The following is a 23,495-nucleotide window of genomic DNA, read 5'->3' as shown; positions in this document are numbered from 1 at the left end:
TAATTCTCAAGCTGGCGGAACCGAGAGTCCGTTCCCATATCGGAGTGGTGCGGCGAGGGCGGCAAACAGCGATTTTGACAGGCTCCTGAAGCGGTTCGTGGCTGTCGTTTCGCCTTGACTTGATCGATTCTCACGCATAGAAAGCGCCTCACTTAACGACAGGCGGTGAGCATCGCCAGCGTCGGAACGGGCCACCCGTTAGATCCCCAAGGACTAAAGCCACCAGGGATCGCTAAAAGGCGGGCACCAACCTCGACGAATGCCGCTCAAACGCTGTCGATCATAGCTAGGCAATGCCAGTGCGATTCTAGTTCTCTTGAGCTTATTCTCTTGAGATCGAATTCGGATGCATGACCTCAGTGCGCGGGCCGCGGCTTTATGCTGATCGGCCTCAATACTGCGGTCCTCTGTGGCGTCGAAGCGCTTTCCGCCCGTTGATGGGGCGGTTGGCGCGATTTCGCTTTGTGCGGATTGTTCCGCGGAAGGCGACCTCGTCGGGCGGGTAGCTCGAAAGAATTTGCAGTCCCGGCGACGGGCTGCGGCAAGACAGCGGATCCGAAAAGGGTCTGCGACAGAACAAAGGGTAAGGCCAGGATGCCGACGATCAACCAGCTGATCGCTCAACCGCGTGAAGTGCAGAAGTCGCGCAAGAAGGTGCCGGCGCTGCAGCAGTCGCCGCAGAAGCGTGGTGTTTGCACCCGCGTCTACACCACGACCCCGAAGAAGCCGAACTCGGCGCTTCGTAAGGTCGCCAAGGTGCGCCTGACCAACGGCTTCGAGGTGATCGGCTACATCCCCGGTGAAGGCCATAACCTCCAGGAGCACTCGGTGGTCATGATCCGCGGCGGTCGCGTCAAGGACTTGCCCGGCGTGCGCTACCACATCCTCCGCGGCGTTCTGGATACCCAGGGCGTCAAGAACCGTAAGCAGCGTCGTTCGAAGTACGGCGCGAAGCGTCCGAAGTAAGCGGGAACCAGCTCCATGTCTCGTCGCCACTCAGCGGAAAAGCGCGAAGTCCTTCCCGATCCGAAGTTCGGGAACATCATCGTCACGAAGTTCATGAACTCGGTGATGTACGCCGGCAAGAAGTCGGTCGCCGAAGGCATCGTCTACGGTGCGTTCGGTATCATCGAAACCAAGACCAAGCAGAACCCGCTCGGCGTGTTCGAGCAGGCACTCGAGAACGTCATGCCGACGATCGAAGTGCGCTCCCGCCGCGTCGGCGGCGCGACCTACCAAGTTCCGGTCGAAGTTCGTTCGACCCGCCGTCAGGCGCTGGGTATCCGCTGGCTGATTTCCGCTGCGCGTGATCGCAACGAGAAGACCATGACCGAGCGGCTCTCGGCCGAGCTCCTGGACGCGTCGAACAACCGCGGGAATGCCGTCAAGAAGCGTGAAGACGTGCACCGGATGGCGGAAGCCAATCGCGCCTTCTCGCACTATCGCTGGTAACGGCGACACACGGAATCTAAGGAACACCCTATGCCCCGCGTTCATGCCATAGAGAATTACCGCAACTTCGGTATCATGGCGCATATCGATGCCGGTAAGACGACGACCACCGAGCGCATCCTCTATTACACCGGCAAGAGCCACAAGATCGGCGAAGTGCACGAAGGTGCCGCGACGATGGACTGGATGGAGCAGGAGCAGGAGCGTGGCATCACGATCACCTCGGCTGCGACCACTGCGTTCTGGGCCGGCAAGCGCCTGAACATCATCGACACCCCCGGCCACGTCGACTTCACCATCGAAGTCGAGCGTTCGCTGCGCGTGCTCGACGGCGCCGTCTGCGTGCTCGACTCGAACCAGGGCGTCGAGCCCCAGACCGAGACCGTCTGGCGCCAGGGCGACAAGTACAAGGTTCCGCGCATCGTCTTCGCCAACAAGATGGACAAGACCGGCGCCGACTTCTTCAAGTGCCTGGCCGACATCGTCGACCGCCTCGGCGCCAAGCCGATCGCGATCCAGCTTCCGATCGGCGCCGAGAACAACTTCAAGGGTCTCGTCGACCTCGTGAAGATGCAGGGCATCATCTGGAACGATGAATCGCTCGGCGCGAAGTTCGACTATGTCGACATCCCGGAAGATCTGGTCGAGCAGGCCAAGGAATACCGCGAGAAGATGGTGGAAGCCGCCGTCGAGCTCGACGACGACGCCATGGCCGCCTATCTCGACGGCAAGGAGCCGGACGAAGAGACGCTGAAGCGGCTGATCCGCAAGGCGGTCCTGACCGGCGCGTTCTATCCCGTGCTGTGCGGCTCGGCCTTCAAGAACAAGGGCGTTCAGCCGCTGCTCGACGCCGTCGTCGACTATCTGCCGTCGCCGATCGACGTGCCCGCGATCAAGGGCACCGACGATCGCGGCAACGAAGTCGTGCGCAAGGCGGACGACAAGGAGCCGCTCGCGCTGCTCGCGTTCAAGATCATGGACGACCCGTTCGTCGGCACCATCACCTTCTGCCGCATCTACTCCGGCGTTCTGCAGAGCGGCACCGGCGTCGTGAACTCGACCCGTGAGAAGAAGGAGCGCATCGGGCGCATGCTCTTGATGCATGCGAACAATCGCGAAGACATCAAGGAAGCCTATGCCGGCGACATCGTCGCACTGGCCGGCCTGAAGGAAGCGCGCACCGGTGACACGCTGTGCGATCCCGACAAGCAGGTGATCCTCGAGAAGATGGAATTCCCCGAGCCGGTCATCGAGATCGCGATCGAGCCGAAGTCCAAGGCCGACCAGGAAAAGCTGGGCGTGGCTCTGGCCAAGCTCGCTGCTGAGGATCCGTCCTTCCGCGTGTCGACCGACCAGGAGTCCGGCCAGACCATTCTCAAGGGCATGGGCGAACTCCACCTCGACATCAAGGTCGACATTCTCCGCCGCACCTACAAGGTCGACGCCAACATCGGCGCGCCCCAGGTTGCGTTCCGTGAGCGCGTCACCAAGAAGGCCGAGGTCAAGTACACTCACAAGAAGCAGACCGGCGGTACCGGTCAGTTCGCGGAAGTGTCGATCGTGGTCGAGCCGAACGAGCCCGGCAAGGGCTACGAGTTCGAATCCAAGATCGTCGGTGGTGCGGTTCCGAAGGAATACATCCCCGGCGTTGAAAAGGGCCTCAACAGCGTGATGAGCTCTGGTGTCGTCGCAGGCTTCCCCGTGGTCGACGTCAAGGTTCAGCTCGTCGACGGCAAGTATCACGACGTCGACTCGTCGGCGCTCGCCTTCGAAATCGCATCGCGCGCGGCATTCCGCGAAGCCTTGCAGAAGGGCAAGTCCGTCCTGCTCGAGCCGATCATGAAGGTCGAAGTGGTGACCCCGGAAGACTACACCGGCTCGGTCATCGGCGACCTGAATTCGCGGCGCGGTCAGATCCAGGGTCAGGACATGCGCGGCAACGCCAACGTCATCAATGCGATGGTGCCGCTCATGAACATGTTCGGTTACGTGAATAACCTGCGCTCGATGAGCCAGGGGCGCGCAACCTTCACCATGCAGTTCGACCACTACGCAGAAGCGCCGGCCAACGTGTCGGCAGAAGTCCAGAAGAAGTTTGCCTGATTGTCGTCGGTCACGAACTGACGATTGAACGGAGAGTCAAATGGCCAAAGCAAAGTTTGAACGTAACAAGCCGCACTGCAACATCGGCACCATCGGTCACGTCGACCATGGCAAGACGTCGCTGACCGCGGCGATCACCAAGGTTCTCGCCGAAGCCGGCGGTGCGACGTTCACCGCGTACGATCAGATCGACAAGGCGCCGGAAGAGAAGGCGCGTGGCATCACCATCTCGACCGCGCACGTCGAGTACGAGACGCCGAACCGCCACTACGCCCACGTCGACTGCCCCGGCCACGCCGACTACGTCAAGAACATGATCACCGGCGCCGCCCAGATGGACGGTGCGATCCTGGTCGTGTCGGCCGCTGACGGCCCGATGCCGCAGACCCGCGAGCACATCCTGCTCGCCCGCCAGGTCGGCGTGCCCGCACTCGTCGTGTTCCTCAACAAGTGCGACATGGTCGACGATCCGGAACTGCTCGAGCTCGTCGAGCTCGAAGTCCGCGAGCTGCTCTCGAAGTACGACTTCCCGGGCGACAAGATCCCGATCATCAAGGGTTCGGCGCTCGCCGCTCTCGAAGATTCCGACAAGAAGCTCGGCCACGACGCCATCCTCGAGCTGATGAAGAACGTCGACGAGTACATCCCGCAGCCGGAGCGTCCGATCGACCAGCCGTTCCTGATGCCGGTTGAAGACGTGTTCTCGATCTCGGGCCGCGGCACCGTCGTGACCGGCCGTGTCGAGCGCGGCATCGTCAAGGTCGGCGAGGAAATCGAGATCGTCGGTCTCCGTGCGACCCAGAAGACCACCGTCACCGGCGTCGAAATGTTCCGCAAGCTGCTCGATCAGGGCCAGGCCGGCGACAACATCGGTGCGCTGCTCCGCGGTACCAAGCGCGAAGACGTCGAGCGCGGCCAGGTGCTGTGCAAGCCGGGTTCGGTCAAGCCGCACACCAAGTTCAAGGCTGAGGCTTACATCCTCACCAAGGAAGAGGGCGGTCGCCACACCCCGTTCTTCACCAACTACCGTCCGCAGTTCTACTTCCGCACCACCGACGTGACCGGTGTCGTGCACCTGCCGGAAGGCACTGAGATGGTGATGCCGGGCGACAACATCGCGATGGAAGTGCACCTGATCGTGCCGATCGCGATGGAAGAGAAGCTCCGCTTCGCGATCCGCGAAGGCGGCCGCACCGTCGGCGCCGGCGTCGTCGCCTCGATCATCGAGTAATTACGAGAACAGGGATCGGCGAGTAGCGAATGGTGACATTCGCTATTCGCTATTCGCCACCCCACTGAAGAGAGACCACGGCAATGAACGGCCAAAACATTCGTATCCGTCTCAAGGCGTTCGACCATCGTATCCTCGATACGTCGACCCGCGAGATCGTGAACACGGCGAAGCGCACCGGCGCGCAGGTCCGCGGACCCATTCCGCTGCCCACCCGCATCGAGAAGTTCACCGTCAACCGTTCGCCCCACGTCGACAAGAAGAGCCGCGAGCAGTTCGAGATGCGCACTCACAAGCGCTTGCTCGATATCGTCGATCCGACCCCGCAGACCGTCGATGCTTTGATGAAGCTCGACCTGGCCGCCGGTGTCGACGTCGAGATCAAGCTCTAAGATTTTTGGATCCCGTTCGCGCAAGCGGACAGAAAGAACAGGAAGCAAGCCGATGCGCTCCGGAGTGATCGCACAAAAGGTCGGGATGACGCGGGTCTTTACTGAGGCCGGCGAACATATCCCCGTGACCGTGCTGAAGCTCGGCAATTGCCAGGTCGTGGGCCACCGTACCGAAGAGAAGAACGGTTACGTCGCGCTCCAGCTTGGTTCTGGCAGCCGCAAGACCGTTTACATGCCCAAGGCGGAGCGCGGCCAGTTCGCGGTCGCCAAAGTCGAGCCGAAGCGGCAGGTCGAGGAATTCCGCGTCACCGCGGATGCCATGATCCCGGTCGGCGCCGAGATCCTGGCCGACCACTTCGTCGTCGGCCAGTTCGTCGACGTCACCGGCACCTCGGTCGGTAAGGGCTTCGCCGGCGGCATGAAGCGCTGGAACTTCGGCGGTCTGCGCGCCACCCACGGCGTTTCGGTCTCGCACCGCTCGATCGGTTCGACCGGTGGCCGTCAGGACCCCGGCAAGACCTGGAAGAACAAGAAGATGCCCGGCCACATGGGTGTCGACCGCATCACCACGCTCAACCTTCGCGTCGTTCAGCTCGATGTCGAGCGCGGCCTGATCCTCGTCGAAGGCGCCGTTCCCGGCTCCAAGGGCGGCTGGATCCGCGTGCGCGACGCCGTCAAGAAGCCGCTGCCGAAGGAAGCTCCGAAGCCCGGCAAGTTCAAGGTTGCCGGTGGCGAAGCCGAGGCTGCGGCCCAGCAGGAGGGTGCGTGAGATGGAATTGAAGGTCACCACCCTCGAAGGTAAGGAAGCCGGCTCGGTCCAGCTGTCCGACACCATTTTCGGCCTCGAGCCGCGCCAGGACATCATTGCGCGTTGCGTGCAGTGGCAGCTCAACAAGCGTCAGGCCGGCACCCACAAGGCCAAGGGCCGCGCCGAGATCTGGCGCACCGGCAAGAAGATGTACAAGCAGAAGGGCACCGGCGGTGCTCGTCACGGCTCGGCCCGCGTGCCGCAGTTCCGCGGCGGCGGCCGTGCCTTCGGTCCGGTGGTGCGTTCGCACGCCACCGACCTGCCGAAGAAGGTCCGCGCGCTGGCGCTGAAGCATGCGCTCTCGGCCAAGGCCAAGGACGGCGATCTCGTCGTGATCGAGAAGGCCGCGCTGGAAGCCGCCAAGACCAAGGCGCTGCTCGGTCACTTCTCGGGTCTGGGTCTGACCAACGCGCTGATCATCGACGGCGCCGAGCTCAACAACGGCTTCGCCGCTGCGGCCCGCAACATCCCGAACATGGACGTGCTGCCGATCCAGGGCATCAACGTCTACGACATCCTGCGCCGTCAGAAGCTCGTTCTGACCAAGGCCGCCATCGATGCGCTGGAGGCGCGCTTCAAATGACGAAGAACATCGAGGCTCGCCACTACGACGTGATCCTGTCGCCGGTCGTGACCGAAAAGGCCACGATCGCCTCGGAGCACAACAAGGTGCTGTTCAAGGTGGCCGCCAAGGCGACCAAGCCGCAGATCAAGGAAGCGATCGAGAAGCTGTTTGACGTCAAGGTCAAGAGCGTCAACACGCTGGTCCGCAAGGGCAAGACCAAGATCTTCCGCGGCAATCTCGGCTCGCAGTCGAACACCAAGCGCGCGATCGTGACCCTCGAAGAGGGCCACCGGATCGACGTCACCACCGGTCTGTAAGGTCGTACGACGATGGCACTGAAGACATTCAATCCTACGACGCCGGGTCAGCGCCAGCTGGTCATGGTCGATCGTTCGGCCCTCTACAAGGGCAAGCCGGTCAAGGCGCTCACCGAGGGCAAGCACTCCTCGGGCGGCCGCAACAACACTGGTCGCATCACCGTGCGCTTCCGTGGCGGTGGCCACAAGAAGACGCTGCGCACCGTGGATTTCAAGCGCGAGAAGATCGACGTCCCCGCGACCGTCGAGCGTCTCGAGTATGATCCGAACCGCACCGGCTTCATCGCGCTGATCAAGTATCAGGACGGCGAGCAGGCCTACATCCTGGCGCCGCAGCGCCTGGCCGTGGGTGACACCATCATCGCCGGCAACTACGTCGACGTGAAGCCGGGCAACGTCATGCCGCTCGGCAACATGCCGGTCGGCACGATCATCCACAACATCGAGGTCAAGATCGGGAAGGGTGGCCAGCTCGCCCGTTCCGCGGGCACCTATGCCCAGCTCGTCGGCCGCGACCAGGACTACGTGATCATCCGCCTGAACTCGGGCGAGCAGCGCCTGGTGCACGGCCGTTGCCGCGGCACGATCGGCGCGGTGTCGAACCCGGATCACATGAACACCTCGATCGGCAAGGCCGGCCGCAACCGTTGGCTGGGCCGCAAGCCGCATAACCGCGGTGTTTCGATGAACCCGATCGACCATCCGCACGGCGGTGGTGAAGGTCGTACCTCGGGCGGCCGCCACCCGGTCACCCCGTGGGGCAAGCCGACCAAGGGCAAGAAGACCCGCACCAACAAGTCGACCAACAAATTCATTCTCCTAAGCCGCCACAAGCGGAAGAAGTAAGGAACGCCGGACATGGTTCGTTCAGTCTGGAAAGGCCCGTTCGTCGAGGGTTCTCTGCTCAAGAAGGCAGATGCCGCCCGCGCGTCCGGCCGTCACGACGTCATCAAGATCTGGAGCCGTCGCTCGACGATCCTGCCGCAGTTCGTCGGCCTGACCTTCGGCGTCTACAACGGTCAGAAGCACGTGCCGGTGGCCGTCAACGAGGAAATGGTTGGTCACAAGTTCGGCGAGTTCTCGCCGACCCGGACCTTCCATGGCCACTCCGGCGACAAGAAAGCCAAGAAGGCTTGAGGATTAAACGATGAGCAAACCTAAGCGCGAACGGAGCCTCGCCGAGAACGAGGCCAAGGCGGTCGCCCGGATGCTGCGGGTGAGCCCGCAGAAGCTCAACCTGGTCGCCCAGCTCATTCGCGGCCGGAAGGCAGCTGCTGCGCTCGCCGATCTGCAGTTTTCGCGCAAGCGGATCGCGGTCGACGTGAAGAAGTGCCTGGAATCGGCTATCGCCAATGCCGAGAACAACCACGATCTCGACGTCGACGATCTCGTCGTGGCTCAGGCCTTCGTCGGCAACGGCCTCGTGATGAAGCGCTTCGCCGCTCGCGGCCGTGGCCGTTCGGGCCGTGTCTACAAACCATTTTCGCAGCTGACGATCATCGTTCGTCAGGTCGAAGCCGAAGCAGCCGCTTAAGGGCGCAGGAGAACACGATGGGTCAAAAGATCAATCCGATCGGTCTGCGTCTCGGCATCAACCGCACCTGGGATTCCCGCTGGTTCGCCGGCAAGCAGGAATACGGCAAGCTGCTGCACGAGGACGTCAAGATCCGTGAGATCCTGCACAAGGAGCTCAAGCAGGCGGCCGTCGCCCGCATCGTGATCGAGCGTCCGCACAAGAAGTGCCGCGTCACCATCCACTCGGCTCGTCCGGGCGTGGTGATCGGCAAGAAGGGCGCCGACATCGACAAGCTGCGTAAGAAGGTCGCGGACATCACCTCGTCCGACGTCGTCATCAACATCGTCGAGATCCGCAAGCCGGAACTCGATGCGACGCTGGTGGCCGAGTCGATCGCGCAGCAGCTCGAGCGCCGCGTGGCGTTCCGCCGTGCCATGAAGCGCGCCGTTCAGTCGGCGATGCGTCTCGGCGCGGAAGGCATCCGCATCAACTGCTCGGGACGTCTGGGCGGTGCGGAAATCGCGCGCATGGAGTGGTATCGCGAAGGTCGCGTGCCGCTGCACACGCTGCGCGCCGACATCGACTACGGCGTTGCGACCGCGTTCACGACCTTCGGCACCTGCGGCGTCAAGGTCTGGATCTTCAAGGGCGAGATCCTCGAGCACGATCCAATGGCCCAGGACAAGAGAATGGCCGAAGGCGAGACGGGTGGCAGTGGTGATCGTGGTGGCCGTCAGCGCCGCGATACGGCTGCAGCCTAAAGCCGCACAGGAATTTGAGGGCTTAAAGCCATGATGCAACCTAAGAAAACGAAGTTCCGGAAGGCGCATAAGGGCCGCATCCACGGCGTTGCGTCTTCGGGCGCGACGTTGGCGTTCGGCCAGTTCGGCCTGAAGGCGACCGAGCCTGAGCGCGTCACCGCGCGCCAGATCGAAGCCGCTCGCCGCGCGCTGACCCGCCACATGAAGCGCGCCGGCCGCGTCTGGATCCGCGTGTTCCCCGACGTTCCGGTGTCGAAGAAGCCGGCCGAAGTCCGCATGGGCTCCGGCAAGGGTTCGCCGGAATTGTGGGTCGCGCGCGTCAAGCCGGGCCGGGTGCTGTTCGAGATCGACGGCGTCAACACCCAGACGGCGCGTGAGGCGCTGACCCTGGCGGCCGCCAAGCTGCCGATCAAGACGCGCTTCGTCGAGCGCATTGCGGAGTAATGGCCATGGCCCAGATGAAGATCGAAGACATCCGCGCGATGAGCCCCGACCAGCAGGACGACGCCGTCCTGAACCTGAAGAAGGAGCGCTTCAACCTGCGCTTCCAGCGCGCCACCGGGCAGCTCGAGAACACCTCGCGCCTGCGCGAGGCCCGCCGTGACATCGCCCGGATCAAGACCGTCGCCGCGCAGACGCGCGCGAAGAAGAAGTAAGAGGCTTACGAAGATGCCGAAACGTACTTTGCAGGGCGTGGTCGTCAGCGACAAGCAAGCCAAGACCATTGTGGTGCGCGTCGATCGCCGCTTCACGCACCCGATCTACAAGAAGACGATCCGCCGTTCGAAGAACTACCACGCGCACGACGAGAGCAACGAGTTCAAGCCGGGCGACATGGTGTGGATCGAGGAATCGAAGCCGATTTCGAAGTTGAAGCGCTGGGTCGTGATCCGGGGCGAACACAAGAAAAGCGCCTGATCTGTTGGCTTTAGCCGACTGACTTCAGGGAAATGTTGAGCGCCGGCTGGGCTGGCGCAAAGAGAAGAGGACGAGGTGCATCAATGATTCAGATGCAGACCAACCTCGACGTGGCCGACAATTCTGGCGCACGCCGTGTCATGTGTATCAAGGTGCTCGGGGGCTCCAAGCGCCGCTACGCCACGATCGGCGACATCATCGTCGTTTCGATCAAGGAAGCAATTCCGCGTGGCAAGGTGAAGAAGGGCGACGTGATGAAGGCCGTCGTGGTGCGCGTCCGCAAGGACATCCGCCGCGCCGACGGTTCGGTCATCCGCTTCGACCGCAACGCCGCCGTTCTGATCAACAACCAGTCCGAGCCGGTCGGCACCCGTATCTTCGGGCCCGTGCCGCGCGAGCTGCGCGCGAAGAACCACATGAAGATCATCTCGCTCGCGCCGGAGGTGCTGTGATGGCTGCCAAGATCCGCAAGGGCGACAAGGTCGTCGTGCTGACCGGCCGCGACAAGGGCCGCACCGGCGAAGTGTTCGAAGTGCGTCCCGACGCCGGCACGGCGCTCGTGCGCGGCATCAACATGGTCAAGCGTCATCAGAAGCAGACGCAGGCCCAGGAGGGCGGCATCATCTCGAAGGAGTCGCCGATCCAACTGTCCAACATCGCGTATGTCGGCAAGGACGGAAAGCCGACCCGCGTCGGATTCAAGATTCTGGCGGACGGCAAGAAGGTCCGCATCGCCAAGAGCTCGGGAGCTGAGATCGATGGCTGAGGCCGCTTACACGCCGCGCCTGCGCGCGGAATACGATGCGAAGATCCGTACGGCCATGACCGAGAAGTTCGGTTATGAGAACGTCATGCAGGTTCCGCGTCTGGACAAGGTCGTGCTGAACATGGGCGTTGGCGATTCCGTCAACGATCGCAAGAAGGCCGAGACCGCCGCTGCCGAGCTGACCCAGATCGCCGGCCAGAAGGCGATAGTGACCTATTCGCGTATCGCGATCGCGACCTTCAAGCTGCGTGAGAACCAGCCGATCGGCTGCAAGGTCACGCTGCGCAAGGCCCACATGTACGAGTTCATCGATCGCCTGGTGACGGTCGCGCTGCCGCGCGTCCGCGACTTCCGGGGCCTGAACCCGAAGAGCTTCGACGGCCGCGGCAACTACTCGCTCGGCATCAAGGAGCACATCATTTTCCCCGAGATCGACTTCGACAAGGTCACGGAAGCCCGCGGCATGGACATCACCGTCTGCACCACGGCCAAGACCGACGAAGAGGCGAGGGCCTTGTTGACCGCTTTCAATTTCCCGTTCCGGCAGTGAGACGCTGACCTAAAGCCTCTCAAACGCGGATACCCAGGAGCCAAGCATGGCAAAGAAGAGTTCAGTCGAGAAGAACAACCGGCGCAAGCGGATGGTGAAGAACGCCGCCGCCAAGCGCGAGCGGTTGAAGGCGATCATCGCCGACAAGAAGCTGCCGATGGAGGAGCGTTTCGCTGCGACGTTGAAGCTGGCGGAAATGCCGCGCAACTCGTCGGCAACCCGCATCCGCCTGCGTTGCGAGCTGTCGGGCCGCCCGCGCTCGAACTACCGCAAGAACAAGCTGTCCCGTATCGCGCTGCGCGAACTTGGCTCCAAGGGCATGGTCCCGGGCCTCGTGAAGTCCAGCTGGTAAGGAGGGTCGTTTAGATGTCTACGCACGATCCAATCAGCGATCTGATCACCCGTATCCGCAACGCGCAGATGCGCTCCAAGACCAAGGTCTCCACGCCTGGCTCGAAGATGCGCGAGAACGTGCTCGAGGTCCTCAAGTCCGAGGGCTACATCCGCGGTTACGCCACGCTCGAGCACTCCTCGGGCCGCAGCGAGATCGAGATCGAGCTGAAGTATTTCGACGGCGAGCCCGTCATCCGCGAGATCGAACGTGTTTCCAAGCCCGGGCGTCGCGTCTACGCCTCGGTGAAGAACCTGCCGCGGGTCAACAACGGGCTCGGCATTTCGGTGTTGTCGACGCCGAAGGGGATCATGGCCGACCACAGCGCGCGCGACGCGAATGTGGGCGGTGAAGTCCTCTTCACGGTGTTCTGAGAAGGATTTTTGATCCATGTCACGTGTTGGCAAAAGGCCTGTGGCGGTTCCGTCGGGTGTGACCGCGACCGTCGATGGGCAGACCGTCAAGATGAAGGGGCCGAAGGGCCAGCTTCAGTTCGTCGTTCATGACGACGTCGAGGTGAAGCTCGAGAGCGGCCAGATCATGGTCAAGCCGCGGCTCGAGACCAATCGCGCCCGCGCGCTCTACGGTACCGCTCGCGCCCAGGTCGCGAATCTGGTCGAAGGCGTCACCAAGGGCTTCGAGAAGAAGCTCGAGATCACCGGCGTCGGTTACCGCGCCGCGATGCAGGGCAAGAACCTGCAGCTCGCGCTCGGCTACAGCCACGACGTGATCTACACGATCCCCGAGGGGATCACGATCACCGTGCCGAAGCCGACCGAGATCACGGTGACGGGCAGCGACATCCAGCGCGTCGGCCAGGTTGCGGCCGAGATCCGCGGTTATCGCCCGCCGGAGCCCTACAAGGGCAAGGGCGTGAAGTATGTTGGCGAATTCATCTTCCGCAAGGAAGGCAAGAAGAAGTAACGGAGCCGGTCATGTCCAAAGCCAAGGTTACCAATGCCCGGCGCAAGCGGAGTGTGCGGCTGAAGCTGCGCCGCTCCGGTGGTGGTCGTCCGCGTCTGTCGGTGTTCCGCTCGTCCAAGCACATCTACGCCCAGGTCATCGACGACCTGAAGGGCGAGACGCTGGCCTCTGCCTCTTCGCTCGAGAAGTCGATGCGCGACGGCGGCAAGACCGGCGCCGACATCGATGCGGCGAAGGCGGTCGGCAAGCTGCTGGCCGAGCGCGCCGCCGAGAAGGGCGTCAAGGAAGTCGTGTTCGATCGCGGCAGCTACCTCTACCACGGGCGCGTCAAGGCTCTTGCCGACGCAGCGCGTGAGAGCGGGCTGAGCTTCTAACAGAATTTGAGGATTGAGGCGCAAGCCTCTGAAGGATTGGAAAAATGGCAGAACGCGAACAACGTGGTGGACGCGATCAACGCGGCGGCGGCGGACGTGAACGCAGGGAGCGCGAGGAGCGCGACAGCGAGTTCGTCGACAAGCTCGTCCACATCAACCGCGTGGCCAAGGTCGTCAAGGGCGGCAAGCGCTTCGGTTTCGCAGCGCTGGTCGTGATCGGCGACCAGAAGGGCCGCGCCGGCTTCGGTCACGGCAAGGCGCGCGAAGTGCCGGAGGCGATCCGCAAGGCCACCGAGTCCGCCAAGCGCAACCTGACCCGCGTCTCGCTGCGTGAGGGCCGCACGCTCCATCACGACATCGCCGGCCGTCATGGCGCGGGCCGTGTCTACCTGCGTGCAGCTCCCGCCGGTACCGGCATCATCGCCGGCGGCCCGATGCGCGCCGTGTTCGAGACGCTCGGCGTCCAGGACGTGGTCGCCAAGTCGATCGGCTCGTCGAACCCCTACAACATGGTTCGCGCGACCTTCGACGCGCTGAAGCATCAGGATTCGCCGCGTTCGGTCGCAGCCCGCCGCAACATCAAGGTGTCCACTCTGCAGTCCCGCCGTATCGGTGGTGATGCCGAGGCGGCTGCCGACTAACGGAAGCTCTGGAGTAGACTCCCATGGCCAAGGCCAGCAAGACGATCAAGCTCGAGCAGACCGGCAGCGCGATCCGGCGCCATCACTCGCAGCGCTCGACGCTGATCGGGCTCAAGCTCAACAAGATCGGTCGCACCAGCGAACTGCAGGACACCCCGGCAGTCCGTGGCATGATCGAGAAGGTTCACCATCTCGTCCGCATCGTCGACGAGAAGTAAATAAGGAGAAGGGCGATGAAGCTCAGCGATATCGCCGACAACGCCGGCTCGCGCAAGAAGCGCATGCGCGTCGGCCGTGGCATCGGTTCGGGCAAGGGCAAGCAGTCCGGCCGCGGCGGCAAGGGTCAGACCGCGCGTTCGGGCGTGCGCATCAAGGGTTTCGAAGGCGGCCAGATGCCGATGCATCGCCGTCTGCCCAAGCGCGGCTTCAACAACATCTTCCGTGTCGAGTTCGCCGAGATCAATCTCGACCGGCTCCAGGAAGCGGTCGATGCCAAGAAGATCGACGCCGGCAGCGTCGTGAACGTCGAGGCCCTGGTGAAGGGCGGCGTGCTGCGCCGGCCCAAGGGTGGCCTGCGGCTGCTCGGCCGCGGCGAGCTCAAGTCCAAGCTCAACATCGAAGTCCACGGCGCCACCAAGACCGCGATCGCCGCGGTCGAGAAGGCCGGCGGCTCGGTGAAGATCCTCGCCCCTGCCAAGGAAGAAGGCGAGGCGGCGTAACAACTGCGTCATTGGCCCGCGGCTCGCGGGCCTTTACGCGTGCGGGACGTGGACTTATCGAAGCCGAGCCCCAGATAATGTCCGGTGTCCGGTATAATGTAGCCCGGCCGCGGGCATGACGGCGCAATAGGCGGCGGGAGAAAGTCCAAGATGGCCTCTGCAGCGGAACAACTGGCAGCCAATCTCAATTTCGGTGCGTTTGCCAAGGCTGACGAACTGAAGAAGCGCATCTGGTTCACCCTGGGTGCGCTGCTCGTTTATCGGCTCGGGACCTACATCCCGCTCCCCGGCATCGATCCCAATATCTGGGAGCAGGTGTTCCGCTCCCAGGCGGGCGGCATCCTCGGCATGTTCAACATGTTCGCCGGCGGCGGCATCCACCGCATGGCGATCTTCGCCTTGAACATCATGCCGTATATCTCGGCCTCGATCATCATCCAGCTCCTCACCACCGTCTCGCCGCAACTCGAGGCGCTGAAGAAGGAAGGCGAGTCGGGCCGCAAGCTGCTGAACCAGTACACCCGCTATCTCACGGTGATCCTGGCCGCGTTCCAGTCCTACGGCATCGCGGTGGGCCTCGAGGGCGCCGGCAACGTCGTCAGCGACCCCGGCCTGTTCTTCCGCCTGTCCACCGCGATCACGCTGACCGGCGGCACCATGTTCCTGATGTGGCTGGGCGAGCAGATCACCTCGCGCGGCATCGGCAACGGCATCTCGCTGATCATTCTCGCCGGCATCGTCGCCGAGCTGCCCGCCGCGCTCGCCAACATGCTCGAGCTCGGCCGTCAGGGCGCGATGTCGACCGGCCTGATCCTGGTCGTCATCATCATGGCGGTCGCCGTGATCGCCTTCATCGTGTTCATGGAGCGCGCGCAGCGCCGCCTCCTGATCCAGTATCCGAAGCGCCAGGTCGGCAACAAGATGTTCGAGGGCCAGTCCTCGCATCTGCCGCTCAAGCTCAACACCTCCGGCGTGATCCCGCCGATCTTCGCGTCCTCGCTGCTGCTGCTGCCGACTACGGTTGCGAACTTCAACGCGGGCAGCGGGCCGGAATGGTTCCAGTGGATCACGACCCAGCTCGGCCATGGCCGTCCGCTGTTCCTGATCATGTATCTGGCGCTGATCGTGTTCTTCGCCTTCTTCTACACCGCGATCGTGTTCAACCCGACCGAGACCGCGGACAATCTGAAGAAGCACGGCGGCTTCATTCCGGGCATCCGTCCCGGCGAGCGTACCGCGGAATATATCGACTACGTGCTCTCGCGCATCACCGTGCTCGGCGCGGTCTATCTGGCGATTGTCTGCTTGATCCCGGAGATCCTGATCTCCTACGCGTCGGTGCCGTTCTACTTCGGCGGCACTTCGCTGCTGATCGTGGTCAGCGTCACCATGGACACGGTGGCACAGGTGCAGGGTTATCTGCTGGCGCATCAGTACGAAGGCCTGATCCGCAAGTCGAAGCTGCGCGGCCGCCGTAGATGAGAAGGGAGCTCGCGCGCCGGATCGCTTTCACGATTGGCGCGCTGCTCCTCTTCAGGCTCGGCACCCAGGTTCCGTTCGTCGGGATGGGGGCGCCGGGCCCGTCGTTCTCAGGCGAACATGTGGTTCGCTTTTCGATCTTCGCGCTCGGTATCCTTCCCTATCTGACGGCCGCGATCGTCGTCCGGCTTGTTTCGCTGGTATCGCGGCGCTTGAGCTCGCTCGAGAGATCGGGCGAGCGCGGCCGGCGCAGGATCTCCGGCTACACGCTGATCGTGACTCTGGTCTTCACCACCTTCCAGGCCTACGGCTACGCCTCGACCATCCGGACAATTCCGGCGCTGGTCCCCGATCCCGACGCATGGCCCGTGCTCGCGGCCACGGCCTCGATCGTGGGTGGCGTGTTCGTCCTGGTCTGGCTCAGCGAACAGATCACCCGCCACGGCATCGGCAATGGCCTGGCGCTGCTGCTCAGCGTCAATATTCTCGTTCATGTCCCGGTCGACATCGCCGGCATCGCACGCCTTCTGCAGGACGGCCAGGTATCAGGCAGTGTCGTGCTGGTCCACGCGATCGTCTGGATCGGGGTCATCGCCCTGATCGTCTTCGTCGAAGGTGCGCGACGCAATGTCGGCGTCGAGTTCGCCGAGCGCAGACTCGGAGATCGCCTGCTGCCCGCGCGAGCAGCGATTCTCCCGATCAAGATCAACAGCGCAGGTTTTCTGGTGCCGGCCACGGTGGCGCCCTGGATCCTGTTTCTGCCGGTGGCCGGTTTGGCCTACGTCTTTGGTGCCGATACGCCGTGGGTCGCCGCCGCCTACCGGCACCTTGGTTTTGGCATGCTGGCCCATCTGGTGCTTGGATCGGTTGCGATCTTTGTGCTGGCCTTCATCTACACGGCCTACGTCGTCGATCCCGAGCACGCGGCCAAATCCCTGGCCGCGCGCGACGGCACGATTCCCGGTGTCGCGCCGGGCGAGGCGACCGCCGACTATCTCGACCGCGTCGTGTCATTGACGACAGTCGTCGGAGCCGTCTACCTGACTGTGTTGCAGTTGATTCCGGAGGTCTTCGAGCTTTACGGGATCGGGCTGCCTTATAGTATGATGATCAATGGCGGTGGGGCGCTGGTTGTGGTTTGCACCGCTCTTGATATCAAAACACAGGTGCGCGACGTATCGCTCACCAATCCGGGGGGCGTACGCCGATGAGAATTATACTTCTGGGACCGCCGGGGTCGGGCAAGGGGACCCAGGCGCAGTTGCTGGTGCAACGCTATGGCATCGTCCAGCTCTCGACCGGCGAGATGCTGCGTGCTGCGGTTGCGGCCGGTACGCCGGTCGGGCTGAAGGCCAAGGAGATCATGGCCAGCGGTGGTCTCGTACCCGACGAGGTCGTGGTCGGAATCATCTCCGATCGGATCGACCAGCCGGACGCCAAGAACGGTTTCATCCTCGACGGTTTCCCGCGCACCGTGCCGCAGGCCGAGGCGCTGGACGAGCTGCTCAAGCACAAGCACCTCAAGCTCGACGCCGTGATCGAGCTCCGCGTCAACGAGAGCGCGCTGCTGAACCGTGTCGAGACCCGCGTTGCCCAGATGCGTGAGCGCGGGGAGGAGGTCCGACTCGACGACACGCCGGAGGTCCTGACCAAGCGGTTGGCCAGCTACCGCAACCAGACGGAACCGCTGATTCACTACTATTCCGAGCGGCGCAAGCTCTCGACCATCGACGGTATGATGGCCATCGACGAGGTCACCCGCGCCATTCATCGCCAGCTCCTGGCGTTAGGGGCAGTCGAGCCCAAGACCCACGCCAAAAGCGCAGCCAAGCCGGGCCCCGCCAAGAAGGCCAAGGCCAGCAAGAAGGCGAGCAAGAAAGCCAGGAAAACAGCCAAACAGCCCTCCAAAACGACCAAAAAACCCGCCAAATCGGCCAAAAAGGCCGCCAAGACGGCGGTGAGGGGCCCCAAGAAGACGGCCAAGAAAGCCGGCAAGAAAGCGGCGAAAAAGGCAGCCCAAAAGACCGCCAAGAAGGCTGTCAAAAAGGGTGCCAAAAAGGCCGCAAAAAAGGTCACGAAAAAGCGAGCTAAGCGCTAGCAGCGGTTGACGAAAGCCCCTGGAATCCCCTAATAAGCCCCGCATCCAAGTCGGATAGTTTCAAACGATGCCGGGCCCCAGGAAGACCAGGGGTGGGCGTCGTGTTCGCGTTTGTGAACACCTGCCCGAGAAACCAAGCACTTAAAGACCGGTTCCTGACGAGGGACCGGCAACAGGAGAGAAGGCCGTGGCCCGTATTGCCGGCGTGAACATCCCGACCAACAAGCGCGTGCTGATCGCGCTCCAGTATATCCATGGCATCGGTCAGAAGATCGCCGGTGAGATCCTGGAGAAGGTGAAGATCCCCGTGGATCGTCGCGTCAATCAGCTGAGCGACGCCGAAGTGCTCCAGATCCGCGAAGTGATCGACCGCGACTATCTCGTCGAGGGCGACCTGCGTCGTGAGGTCGGCATCAACATCAAGCGTCTGATGGACCTCGGCTGCTATCGCGGCCTGCGTCATCGTCGCGGCCTGCCGGTACGCGGCCAGCGCACCCACACCAATGCGCGCACGCGCAAGGGTCCGGCCAAGGCCATCGCCGGCAAGAAGAAGTAAGTTTCGAATCCAATCGCGGCGTGTGGCGAACAGGGATGACCCGTTCGCCACGCGCCTTTCGTTCCACAGGTGTAGCCGCTGGCATTACGGCGGCGTTTGAGATCTTCAGGAAAGGTACTCTATGGGCAAGGAAGCCACCCGCGTTCGTCGTCGTGAGCGCAAGAACATCGCCTCCGGCGTCGCGCACGTGAACTCGTCGTTCAACAACACGACCATCACCATCACCGACGCGCAGGGCAACACGATTGCCTGGTCTTCCGCCGGCACGATGGGCTTCAAGGGCTCGCGCAAGTCGACCCCGTACGCCGCGCAGGTTGCCGCCGAGGACGTGTCCAAGAAGGCGCAGGAGCACGGCATGCGCACGCTGGAAGTCGAAGTCGCAGGTCCCGGTTCGGGCCGCGAGTCGGCGCTCCGCGCGCTTCAGGCCGCGGGCTTCACCGTCACCTCGATCCGTGACGTGACCACGATCCCGCACAACGGTTGCCGTCCCCGCAAGCGTCGGCGCGTTTGATTTCGAGTTGCGGGCGCATTGGCGCCCGCAATGGCTTTTCTAAGAAGCCGCGGGAATGATCCGCGGCCTTTCTCCAACGCCAGTATTTGAGTTTTCAAATTGACTGGCCTGTATGGGTGAAACAGTGACGATCCAGAAAAATTGGCAAGAACTGATTCGACCGAACAAGCTCCAGGTCACGCCCGGCAGCGATTCGAACCGTTTCGCGACCATCGTCGCCGAGCCGCTCGAGCGCGGCTTCGGCCAGACGCTCGGCAACGCGCTGCGCCGCATCCTGCTCTCCTCGCTCCAGGGCGCGGCAGTGCAGTCGGTGCACATCGACGGCGTGCTGCACGAGTTCTCCTCGATCGCTGGCGTTCGTGAGGACGTCACCGACATCGTGCTCAACATCAAGGACATCTCGATCAAGATGCAGGGCGAAGGCCCCAAGCGCATGGTCGTGAAGAAGCAGGGCCCGGGCGTCGTCACCGCCGGCGACATCCAGACCGTCGGCGACGTCGTGGTGCTGAACCCCGATCTGCAGATCTGCACCCTCGACGAGGGCGCGGAGATCCGCATGGAGTTCACGGTCGCCACCGGCAAGGGCTACGTGCCCGCCGAGCGCAACCGCCCCGAGGACGCGCCGATCGGCCTGATCCCTGTCGACAGCCTGTACTCGCCGGTCCGCAAGGTCTCCTACAAGGTCGAGAACACCCGCGAGGGCCAGATCCTCGACTACGACAAGCTGACCATGACGATCGAGACCAACGGCGCGATCTCGCCGGATGACTCCGTGGCTTACGCCGCGCGCATCCTGCAGGATCAGCTCAACGTGTTCGTCAACTTCGAAGAGCCGCGCAAGGAAGTCGCCCAGGAGATCATCCCGGACCTCGCCTTCAACCCGGCCTTCCTCAAGAAGGTGGACGAGCTCGAGCTGTCGGTGCGTTCGGCCAACTGCTTGAAGAACGACAACATCGTCTACATCGGCGACCTCGTGCAGAAGAGCGAGGCGGAAATGCTCCGCACTCCGAACTTCGGCCGCAAGTCGCTGAACGAGATCAAGGAAGTGCTGGCCCAGATGGGTCTGCATCTCGGCATGGAAGTGCCGGGCTGGCCGCCGGAGAACATCGACGAGCTCGCCAAGCGCTTCGAGGATCACTACTGATCCGAGCTACGACAGGCTAAGGCGCGAGTTCATCGCGCTTTAGCGGGCGAACGCAGGCAGCCCACCTGAGCAACATGTCCGACGAACCGTCGCGGCAGTTTTTACGTAAGGAATAGTCACATGCGTCACGGCAAGGTTCATCGGAAGCTCAATCGCACTGCCGAGCATCGCCGCGCGATGTTCGCCAATATGTGCGCCGCGCTGATCAAGCACGAGCAGATCGTCACCACGCTGCCGAAGGCGAAGGAGCTCCGTCCGATCGTCGAGAAGCTCGTCACCCTCGGCAAGAAGGGTGGGCTGGCCATGCGCCGCCAGGCCATCTCCGAGATGCGCGACAAGGACCAGGTCAAGAAGCTGTTCGACGTGCTGGCGCCTCGCTACAAGGACCGTCAGGGCGGCTACACCCGCATCATCAAGGCCGGCTTCCGCTACGGCGACAATGCCGCGATGGCCGTGATCGAGTTCGTCGATCGCGACGTCGATGCCAAGGGCCAGGATTCCGGTCCGGTGCAGGAGAAGGAAGCCGAGGCGGCGTAAGCCGATCGGCATTGAATTCGAGAGCGGCGCCTTCGGGCGCCGCTTTTTTTTGGCCGGCGCCGTACCTTATTGGTGCTTGCGGTATCGTCCCGGCTTTCGCCGTGACGACGAGTCCATGCCTTCCTCACGCCTGAGTGAGCGCCAATTGCGGTCTCATGTCGAGCGCCCGATATCTCCACCGACATTGATGGAGATGAGACATGAACATCGACCTTTCCGGAAAGACCGCCCTCGTAACCGGCTCGACGGCCGGCATCGGCCACGCCATCGCCAAAGGCCTCGCGGCCTCCGGCGCGAGTGTCGTGATCAACGGGCGCGGCCAGGACAAGGTCGATGCCGCCGTGCGCAAGCTGGAAGGGACGGGCGCGAAGGTGCGCGGTATCGCTGCCGACGTCTCGACCGCGGCGGGCTGCAAGGCGCTCGTTGCGGCGCTGCCAGAAGTCGACATCCTCATCAACAACGCCGGCATCTTCGAGCCCAAGGATTTCTTCGAGATTCCGGACGAGGACTGGAGCCGCTTCTTCGAAGTCAACGTCATGAGCGGCGTGCGGCTGTCGCGCACTTATCTGAATGGCATGCTCAAGCGCAACTGGGGCCGCATCGTCTTCATCTCATCGGAGTCCGGGCTCAACATTCCCGTCGAGATGATCCACTACGGCATGAGCAAGACGGCCCAGCTCTCGGTCGCGCGCGGTCTTGCGCAGCTTACCCGCGGCACCGGCGTCACCGTCAATTCCGTGCTGCCGGGCCCGACCATGTCGGAGGGCGTCGAGACTTTTGTGAAAGATCTCGCGAAGCAGAACGGTCAGTCCGTGGACGAGGCCGCCGCCAATTTCGTCAAGCAGCATCGCCCGAGCTCGCTGTTGCAACGCTTCGCCAGTGTCGACGAGATCGCCAACATGGTGGTCTATGTTGCGTCGAAGCAGGCGTCCGCGACCAACGGTGCGGCGCTGCGGGCCGAGGGCGGCATCGTCAATACCATCGCCTAGGTGAGGCGGTAGGGCGGGTTAGCCCTGCAGATGCGCGAAGCGCGTCTGCTCGGCATAACCCACTACGGTACTATCCGCGGACGCAGAAGAGGTGGGTTACGCTGCGCTAACCCACCCTACGAGGCCTTCGCCTACCACCCCTCCAGCACGATCTTGCCGCGCGACTTGCCGCTCTCGAGCAGCGCATGCGCGCGCTTGAGGTTGGCTGCGTTGATCGTGCCGAAAGTCTGGTCGAGCGTGGTACGCAGCACGCCCTTGTCGATGAGGTCGGCGACGTCGTTCAGCAGATGATGCTGCGCGATCATGTCTGATGTCTGGAACGAGGAGCGCGTGAACATTGATTCCCAGTGCACCGAGATCGCCTTGCCCTTGAACGTGCTCATGGTGAATTCCGGGGGATCGTCGATCAGGCCGAACCGGCCCTGCGGCGCCATGAACTCGGCGATCGCCTTGTAGTGCTGATCGGTGAAGGTGAGGCTCGCCACCAGCGCGACCGGCGGCAGCTTGAGCTTCTCGATCTGCTCCTTCATCGGTTTTCCGTGGTCGATCACCGCATGCGCGCCGAGATCGAGGCACCATTTCTGCGAGTCCGGCCGCGTCGCGGTCGCAACCACCGTCAATCCGGTGAGGCGGCGGGCGAGCTGGATCAGTATCGAGCCGACGCCGCCGGCGCCGCCCGTGATCAATAGCGTACGCGGATCGACGCTCTTGCCGGGCACCGCGCCGAGCCGATCGAACAGCAATTCCCAAGCGGTGATGGAGGTGAGGGGAAGGGCAGCGGCTTGCGCGAACGAGAGGCTCTTCGGCTTGTTGCCGACGATGCGCTCGTCGACCAGGTGGAATTCGGAATTGGTCCCCTGGCGCAGGATCGAGCCTGCGTAGAACACCTCGTCGCCCGGCTTGAACAGCGTGACCTCGGGCCCGACGGCATCGACCACGCCGGCCGCGTCATAACCCAGGATCTTGGTCTCGCCCTCGGGCGGCGCTGCGCGCTTGCGCACCTTGTAATCGACCGGATTGGCCGAGATCGCCTTCACGGCGACGCGGATGTCGCGCCCTCCGGGCTCGGGCTTTGCGGTTTCGAAATCGATCAGCGCATCCTGATCCTCGATCGGAAGCGATTTCTTGTAGCCGACGGCTTTCATGGCTTGTCTCCATCAGATGCGCGCAGCTTGGCATGGGCGCGCCTGGCCTGCTAACTGTCCCGCTAGCTCCAATTTGGCAAGTACTGTAAATTCGGGGATATAGTCCCTGTTTGGATACTATTGGGAAAACACGCATGAAACGGCGCAATTTGGCCCGGCGCCCGGGCTGCTCGGTCGAAGCGACGCTGGATCTGATCGACGGCAAGTGGAAGGGCGTGATCCTCTACCATCTGCAGAGCGGCACCCAGCGCTTCGGCGAATTGCGCCGACGAATGCCCGGCATCACCCAGCGCATGCTGACCAAGCAGCTTCGCGCGCTGGAGGAGGACAAGCTCGTCATCCGCAAGGTCTATGCCGAGGTGCCGCCGCGCGTCGAATATTGCCTCTCCGAGCTCGGCGAGAGCCTCAAACCGGTGATCGATATCCTAAAGGCCTGGGGCGAGAGCCACCAGCAGCGCCTGTCCTGCGCACCGGCGCCGGCCGTGGTGAAGAAGCCGAAGCGCGCGGCGTGAGTTTGTCCAAGGTGGCGCCGCACTCTCGGTGTCATCCCCGCGAACGCGGGGATCCATAACCCCGGGAAGAAGTTTCAGCACGAGCTGCCAACTCCG

General features: G+C 63.1%; 35 protein-coding genes. 34 read left to right on the top strand and 1 reads right to left on the bottom strand.

Features of this window, described 5'->3' with window-relative positions; genetic code table 11:
- The first annotated feature begins 594 nt into the window (after positions 1-594).
- From rpsL to XI03_RS29805, 33 genes are all read left to right on the top strand, one after another.
- On the top strand, positions 595-966 hold the full coding sequence (gene rpsL, locus XI03_RS29965; RefSeq protein ID WP_007603006.1) for a 30S ribosomal protein S12: 372 nt from the start codon (positions 595-597) through the stop codon (positions 964-966).
- Between the two features lie 15 nt (positions 967-981).
- Positions 982-1,452 carry a 30S ribosomal protein S7 gene (rpsG, locus tag XI03_RS29960; protein WP_018322260.1) on the top strand — a complete coding sequence of 157 codons (471 nt, stop codon included), beginning with the start codon at positions 982-984 and terminating at the stop codon, positions 1,450-1,452.
- Between the two features lie 30 nt (positions 1,453-1,482).
- Positions 1,483-3,555, top strand: coding sequence for an elongation factor G (gene fusA / locus XI03_RS29955; RefSeq protein ID WP_038950207.1), 2,073 nt, complete (start codon positions 1,483-1,485; stop codon positions 3,553-3,555).
- A gap of 40 nt (positions 3,556-3,595) precedes the next feature.
- On the top strand, positions 3,596-4,786 hold the full coding sequence (gene tuf, locus XI03_RS29950) for an elongation factor Tu (RefSeq protein ID WP_008136415.1): 1,191 nt from the start codon (positions 3,596-3,598) through the stop codon (positions 4,784-4,786).
- Positions 4,787-4,869: 83 nt separating this feature from the next.
- Entirely contained in the window at positions 4,870-5,178 is a 309-nt protein-coding gene (rpsJ, locus tag XI03_RS29945) for a 30S ribosomal protein S10 (RefSeq protein WP_002712302.1), read from the top strand.
- Between the two features lie 52 nt (positions 5,179-5,230).
- Positions 5,231-5,947: a 50S ribosomal protein L3 gene (rplC, locus tag XI03_RS29940; protein WP_028141005.1), complete on the top strand. Its 717-nt coding sequence runs from the start codon at positions 5,231-5,233 to the stop codon at positions 5,945-5,947.
- Between the two features lies 1 nt (position 5,948).
- Positions 5,949-6,569: a 50S ribosomal protein L4 gene (gene rplD / locus XI03_RS29935; protein ID WP_020508797.1), complete on the top strand. Its 621-nt coding sequence runs from the start codon at positions 5,949-5,951 to the stop codon at positions 6,567-6,569.
- Positions 6,566-6,868, top strand: coding sequence for a 50S ribosomal protein L23 (locus tag XI03_RS29930; RefSeq protein WP_018322264.1), 303 nt, complete (start codon positions 6,566-6,568; stop codon positions 6,866-6,868). Before rplD ends, XI03_RS29930 begins: the two co-directional genes overlap by 4 nt.
- Positions 6,869-6,880: 12 nt before the next feature.
- Positions 6,881-7,714 carry a 50S ribosomal protein L2 gene (rplB, locus tag XI03_RS29925; protein ID WP_018322265.1) on the top strand — a complete coding sequence of 278 codons (834 nt, stop codon included), beginning with the start codon at positions 6,881-6,883 and terminating at the stop codon, positions 7,712-7,714.
- A 12-nt stretch (positions 7,715-7,726) separates the two neighbouring features.
- Complete coding sequence (gene rpsS, locus XI03_RS29920) at positions 7,727-8,005, top strand: 30S ribosomal protein S19 (protein ID WP_008136357.1); 279 nt, start codon at positions 7,727-7,729, stop codon at positions 8,003-8,005.
- Positions 8,006-8,015: 10 nt separating this feature from the next.
- The gene (gene rplV, locus XI03_RS29915) at positions 8,016-8,402 is read left to right on the top strand and encodes a 50S ribosomal protein L22 (protein ID WP_008136353.1); all 387 of its coding nucleotides are present in this window, start codon (positions 8,016-8,018) and stop codon (positions 8,400-8,402) included.
- Between the two features lie 17 nt (positions 8,403-8,419).
- Positions 8,420-9,145 (top strand): 30S ribosomal protein S3, encoded by a 726-nt coding sequence (gene rpsC, locus XI03_RS29910; protein ID WP_014494500.1) that lies wholly within the window; start codon positions 8,420-8,422, stop codon positions 9,143-9,145.
- A gap of 30 nt (positions 9,146-9,175) precedes the next feature.
- Positions 9,176-9,589: a 50S ribosomal protein L16 gene (gene rplP, locus XI03_RS29905; protein WP_008136349.1), complete on the top strand. Its 414-nt coding sequence runs from the start codon at positions 9,176-9,178 to the stop codon at positions 9,587-9,589.
- A gap of 5 nt (positions 9,590-9,594) precedes the next feature.
- Entirely contained in the window at positions 9,595-9,801 is a 207-nt protein-coding gene (rpmC, locus tag XI03_RS29900) for a 50S ribosomal protein L29 (protein ID WP_026202715.1), read from the top strand.
- A gap of 13 nt (positions 9,802-9,814) precedes the next feature.
- On the top strand, positions 9,815-10,063 hold the full coding sequence (rpsQ, locus tag XI03_RS29895; protein ID WP_007603028.1) for a 30S ribosomal protein S17: 249 nt from the start codon (positions 9,815-9,817) through the stop codon (positions 10,061-10,063).
- A gap of 83 nt (positions 10,064-10,146) precedes the next feature.
- Positions 10,147-10,515: a 50S ribosomal protein L14 gene (gene rplN / locus XI03_RS29890; protein ID WP_007603030.1), complete on the top strand. Its 369-nt coding sequence runs from the start codon at positions 10,147-10,149 to the stop codon at positions 10,513-10,515.
- Positions 10,515-10,829, top strand: coding sequence for a 50S ribosomal protein L24 (rplX, locus tag XI03_RS29885; protein WP_007603031.1), 315 nt, complete (start codon positions 10,515-10,517; stop codon positions 10,827-10,829). Before rplN ends, rplX begins: the two co-directional genes overlap by 1 nt.
- Positions 10,822-11,379: a 50S ribosomal protein L5 gene (gene rplE / locus XI03_RS29880; RefSeq protein ID WP_018322267.1), complete on the top strand. Its 558-nt coding sequence runs from the start codon at positions 10,822-10,824 to the stop codon at positions 11,377-11,379. The genes rplX and rplE overlap by 8 nt, the downstream gene beginning before the upstream one ends.
- 46 nt (positions 11,380-11,425) lie before the next feature.
- Positions 11,426-11,731: a 30S ribosomal protein S14 gene (gene rpsN / locus XI03_RS29875; protein ID WP_018322268.1), complete on the top strand. Its 306-nt coding sequence runs from the start codon at positions 11,426-11,428 to the stop codon at positions 11,729-11,731.
- 14 nt (positions 11,732-11,745) lie between these two features.
- Positions 11,746-12,144: a 30S ribosomal protein S8 gene (rpsH, locus tag XI03_RS29870; RefSeq protein WP_018322269.1), complete on the top strand. Its 399-nt coding sequence runs from the start codon at positions 11,746-11,748 to the stop codon at positions 12,142-12,144.
- A gap of 16 nt (positions 12,145-12,160) precedes the next feature.
- Positions 12,161-12,694, top strand: a complete 534-nt coding sequence (gene rplF, locus XI03_RS29865) for a 50S ribosomal protein L6 (RefSeq protein ID WP_028141004.1) — start codon at positions 12,161-12,163, stop codon at positions 12,692-12,694.
- Positions 12,695-12,705: 11 nt separating this feature from the next.
- Positions 12,706-13,068, top strand: coding sequence for a 50S ribosomal protein L18 (gene rplR / locus XI03_RS29860; protein ID WP_007603036.1), 363 nt, complete (start codon positions 12,706-12,708; stop codon positions 13,066-13,068).
- Between the two features lie 44 nt (positions 13,069-13,112).
- Positions 13,113-13,709: a 30S ribosomal protein S5 gene (rpsE, locus tag XI03_RS29855; RefSeq protein ID WP_018322271.1), complete on the top strand. Its 597-nt coding sequence runs from the start codon at positions 13,113-13,115 to the stop codon at positions 13,707-13,709.
- A gap of 23 nt (positions 13,710-13,732) precedes the next feature.
- Positions 13,733-13,927 (top strand): 50S ribosomal protein L30, encoded by a 195-nt coding sequence (gene rpmD, locus XI03_RS29850; RefSeq protein ID WP_018322272.1) that lies wholly within the window; start codon positions 13,733-13,735, stop codon positions 13,925-13,927.
- Positions 13,928-13,942: 15 nt separating this feature from the next.
- Positions 13,943-14,428, top strand: coding sequence for a 50S ribosomal protein L15 (rplO, locus tag XI03_RS29845; RefSeq protein WP_028141003.1), 486 nt, complete (start codon positions 13,943-13,945; stop codon positions 14,426-14,428).
- Between the two features lie 150 nt (positions 14,429-14,578).
- Positions 14,579-15,910, top strand: coding sequence for a preprotein translocase subunit SecY (gene secY / locus XI03_RS29840; RefSeq protein WP_028141002.1), 1,332 nt, complete (start codon positions 14,579-14,581; stop codon positions 15,908-15,910).
- An 83-nt stretch (positions 15,911-15,993) separates the two neighbouring features.
- Entirely contained in the window at positions 15,994-17,118 is a 1,125-nt protein-coding gene (locus XI03_RS29835) for a preprotein translocase subunit SecY (RefSeq protein ID WP_271594133.1), read from the top strand.
- Complete coding sequence (locus XI03_RS29830) at positions 17,115-18,005, top strand: adenylate kinase (protein WP_271594132.1); 891 nt, start codon at positions 17,115-17,117, stop codon at positions 18,003-18,005. The genes XI03_RS29835 and XI03_RS29830 overlap by 4 nt, the downstream gene beginning before the upstream one ends.
- A 187-nt stretch (positions 18,006-18,192) precedes the next feature.
- The gene (gene rpsM, locus XI03_RS29825; RefSeq protein ID WP_008549231.1) at positions 18,193-18,561 is read left to right on the top strand and encodes a 30S ribosomal protein S13; all 369 of its coding nucleotides are present in this window, start codon (positions 18,193-18,195) and stop codon (positions 18,559-18,561) included.
- A 121-nt stretch (positions 18,562-18,682) separates the two neighbouring features.
- Complete coding sequence (gene rpsK, locus XI03_RS29820; protein WP_007603045.1) at positions 18,683-19,072, top strand: 30S ribosomal protein S11; 390 nt, start codon at positions 18,683-18,685, stop codon at positions 19,070-19,072.
- Positions 19,073-19,184: 112 nt separating this feature from the next.
- Positions 19,185-20,216, top strand: a complete 1,032-nt coding sequence (locus XI03_RS29815; RefSeq protein WP_008136316.1) for a DNA-directed RNA polymerase subunit alpha — start codon at positions 19,185-19,187, stop codon at positions 20,214-20,216.
- 120 nt (positions 20,217-20,336) lie between these two features.
- Positions 20,337-20,753, top strand: a complete 417-nt coding sequence (rplQ, locus tag XI03_RS29810; RefSeq protein ID WP_018322277.1) for a 50S ribosomal protein L17 — start codon at positions 20,337-20,339, stop codon at positions 20,751-20,753.
- Between the two features lie 200 nt (positions 20,754-20,953).
- Positions 20,954-21,742 (top strand): SDR family NAD(P)-dependent oxidoreductase, encoded by a 789-nt coding sequence (locus XI03_RS29805; RefSeq protein WP_271594131.1) that lies wholly within the window; start codon positions 20,954-20,956, stop codon positions 21,740-21,742.
- Positions 21,743-21,873: 131 nt separating this feature from the next.
- Here the strand turns inward: XI03_RS29805 and XI03_RS29800 are convergent, their stop codons facing one another.
- Positions 21,874-22,887, bottom strand: a complete 1,014-nt coding sequence (locus XI03_RS29800; RefSeq protein WP_271594130.1) for a zinc-binding alcohol dehydrogenase family protein — start codon at positions 22,885-22,887, stop codon at positions 21,874-21,876.
- A gap of 134 nt (positions 22,888-23,021) precedes the next feature.
- Between XI03_RS29800 and XI03_RS29795 the strand changes: the two genes are divergently transcribed.
- Positions 23,022-23,399, top strand: a complete 378-nt coding sequence (locus XI03_RS29795) for a winged helix-turn-helix transcriptional regulator (protein WP_271594129.1) — start codon at positions 23,022-23,024, stop codon at positions 23,397-23,399.
- Positions 23,400-23,495 lie beyond the last annotated feature (96 nt).

This window comes from Bradyrhizobium sp. CCBAU 65884 (assembly GCF_028128835.1).
GTDB lineage: Bacteria > Pseudomonadota > Alphaproteobacteria > Rhizobiales > Xanthobacteraceae > Bradyrhizobium > Bradyrhizobium ottawaense.
Note: the sequence above shows the minus strand (reverse complement) of the source record. Positions and strands in the feature narration are given on the sequence as shown.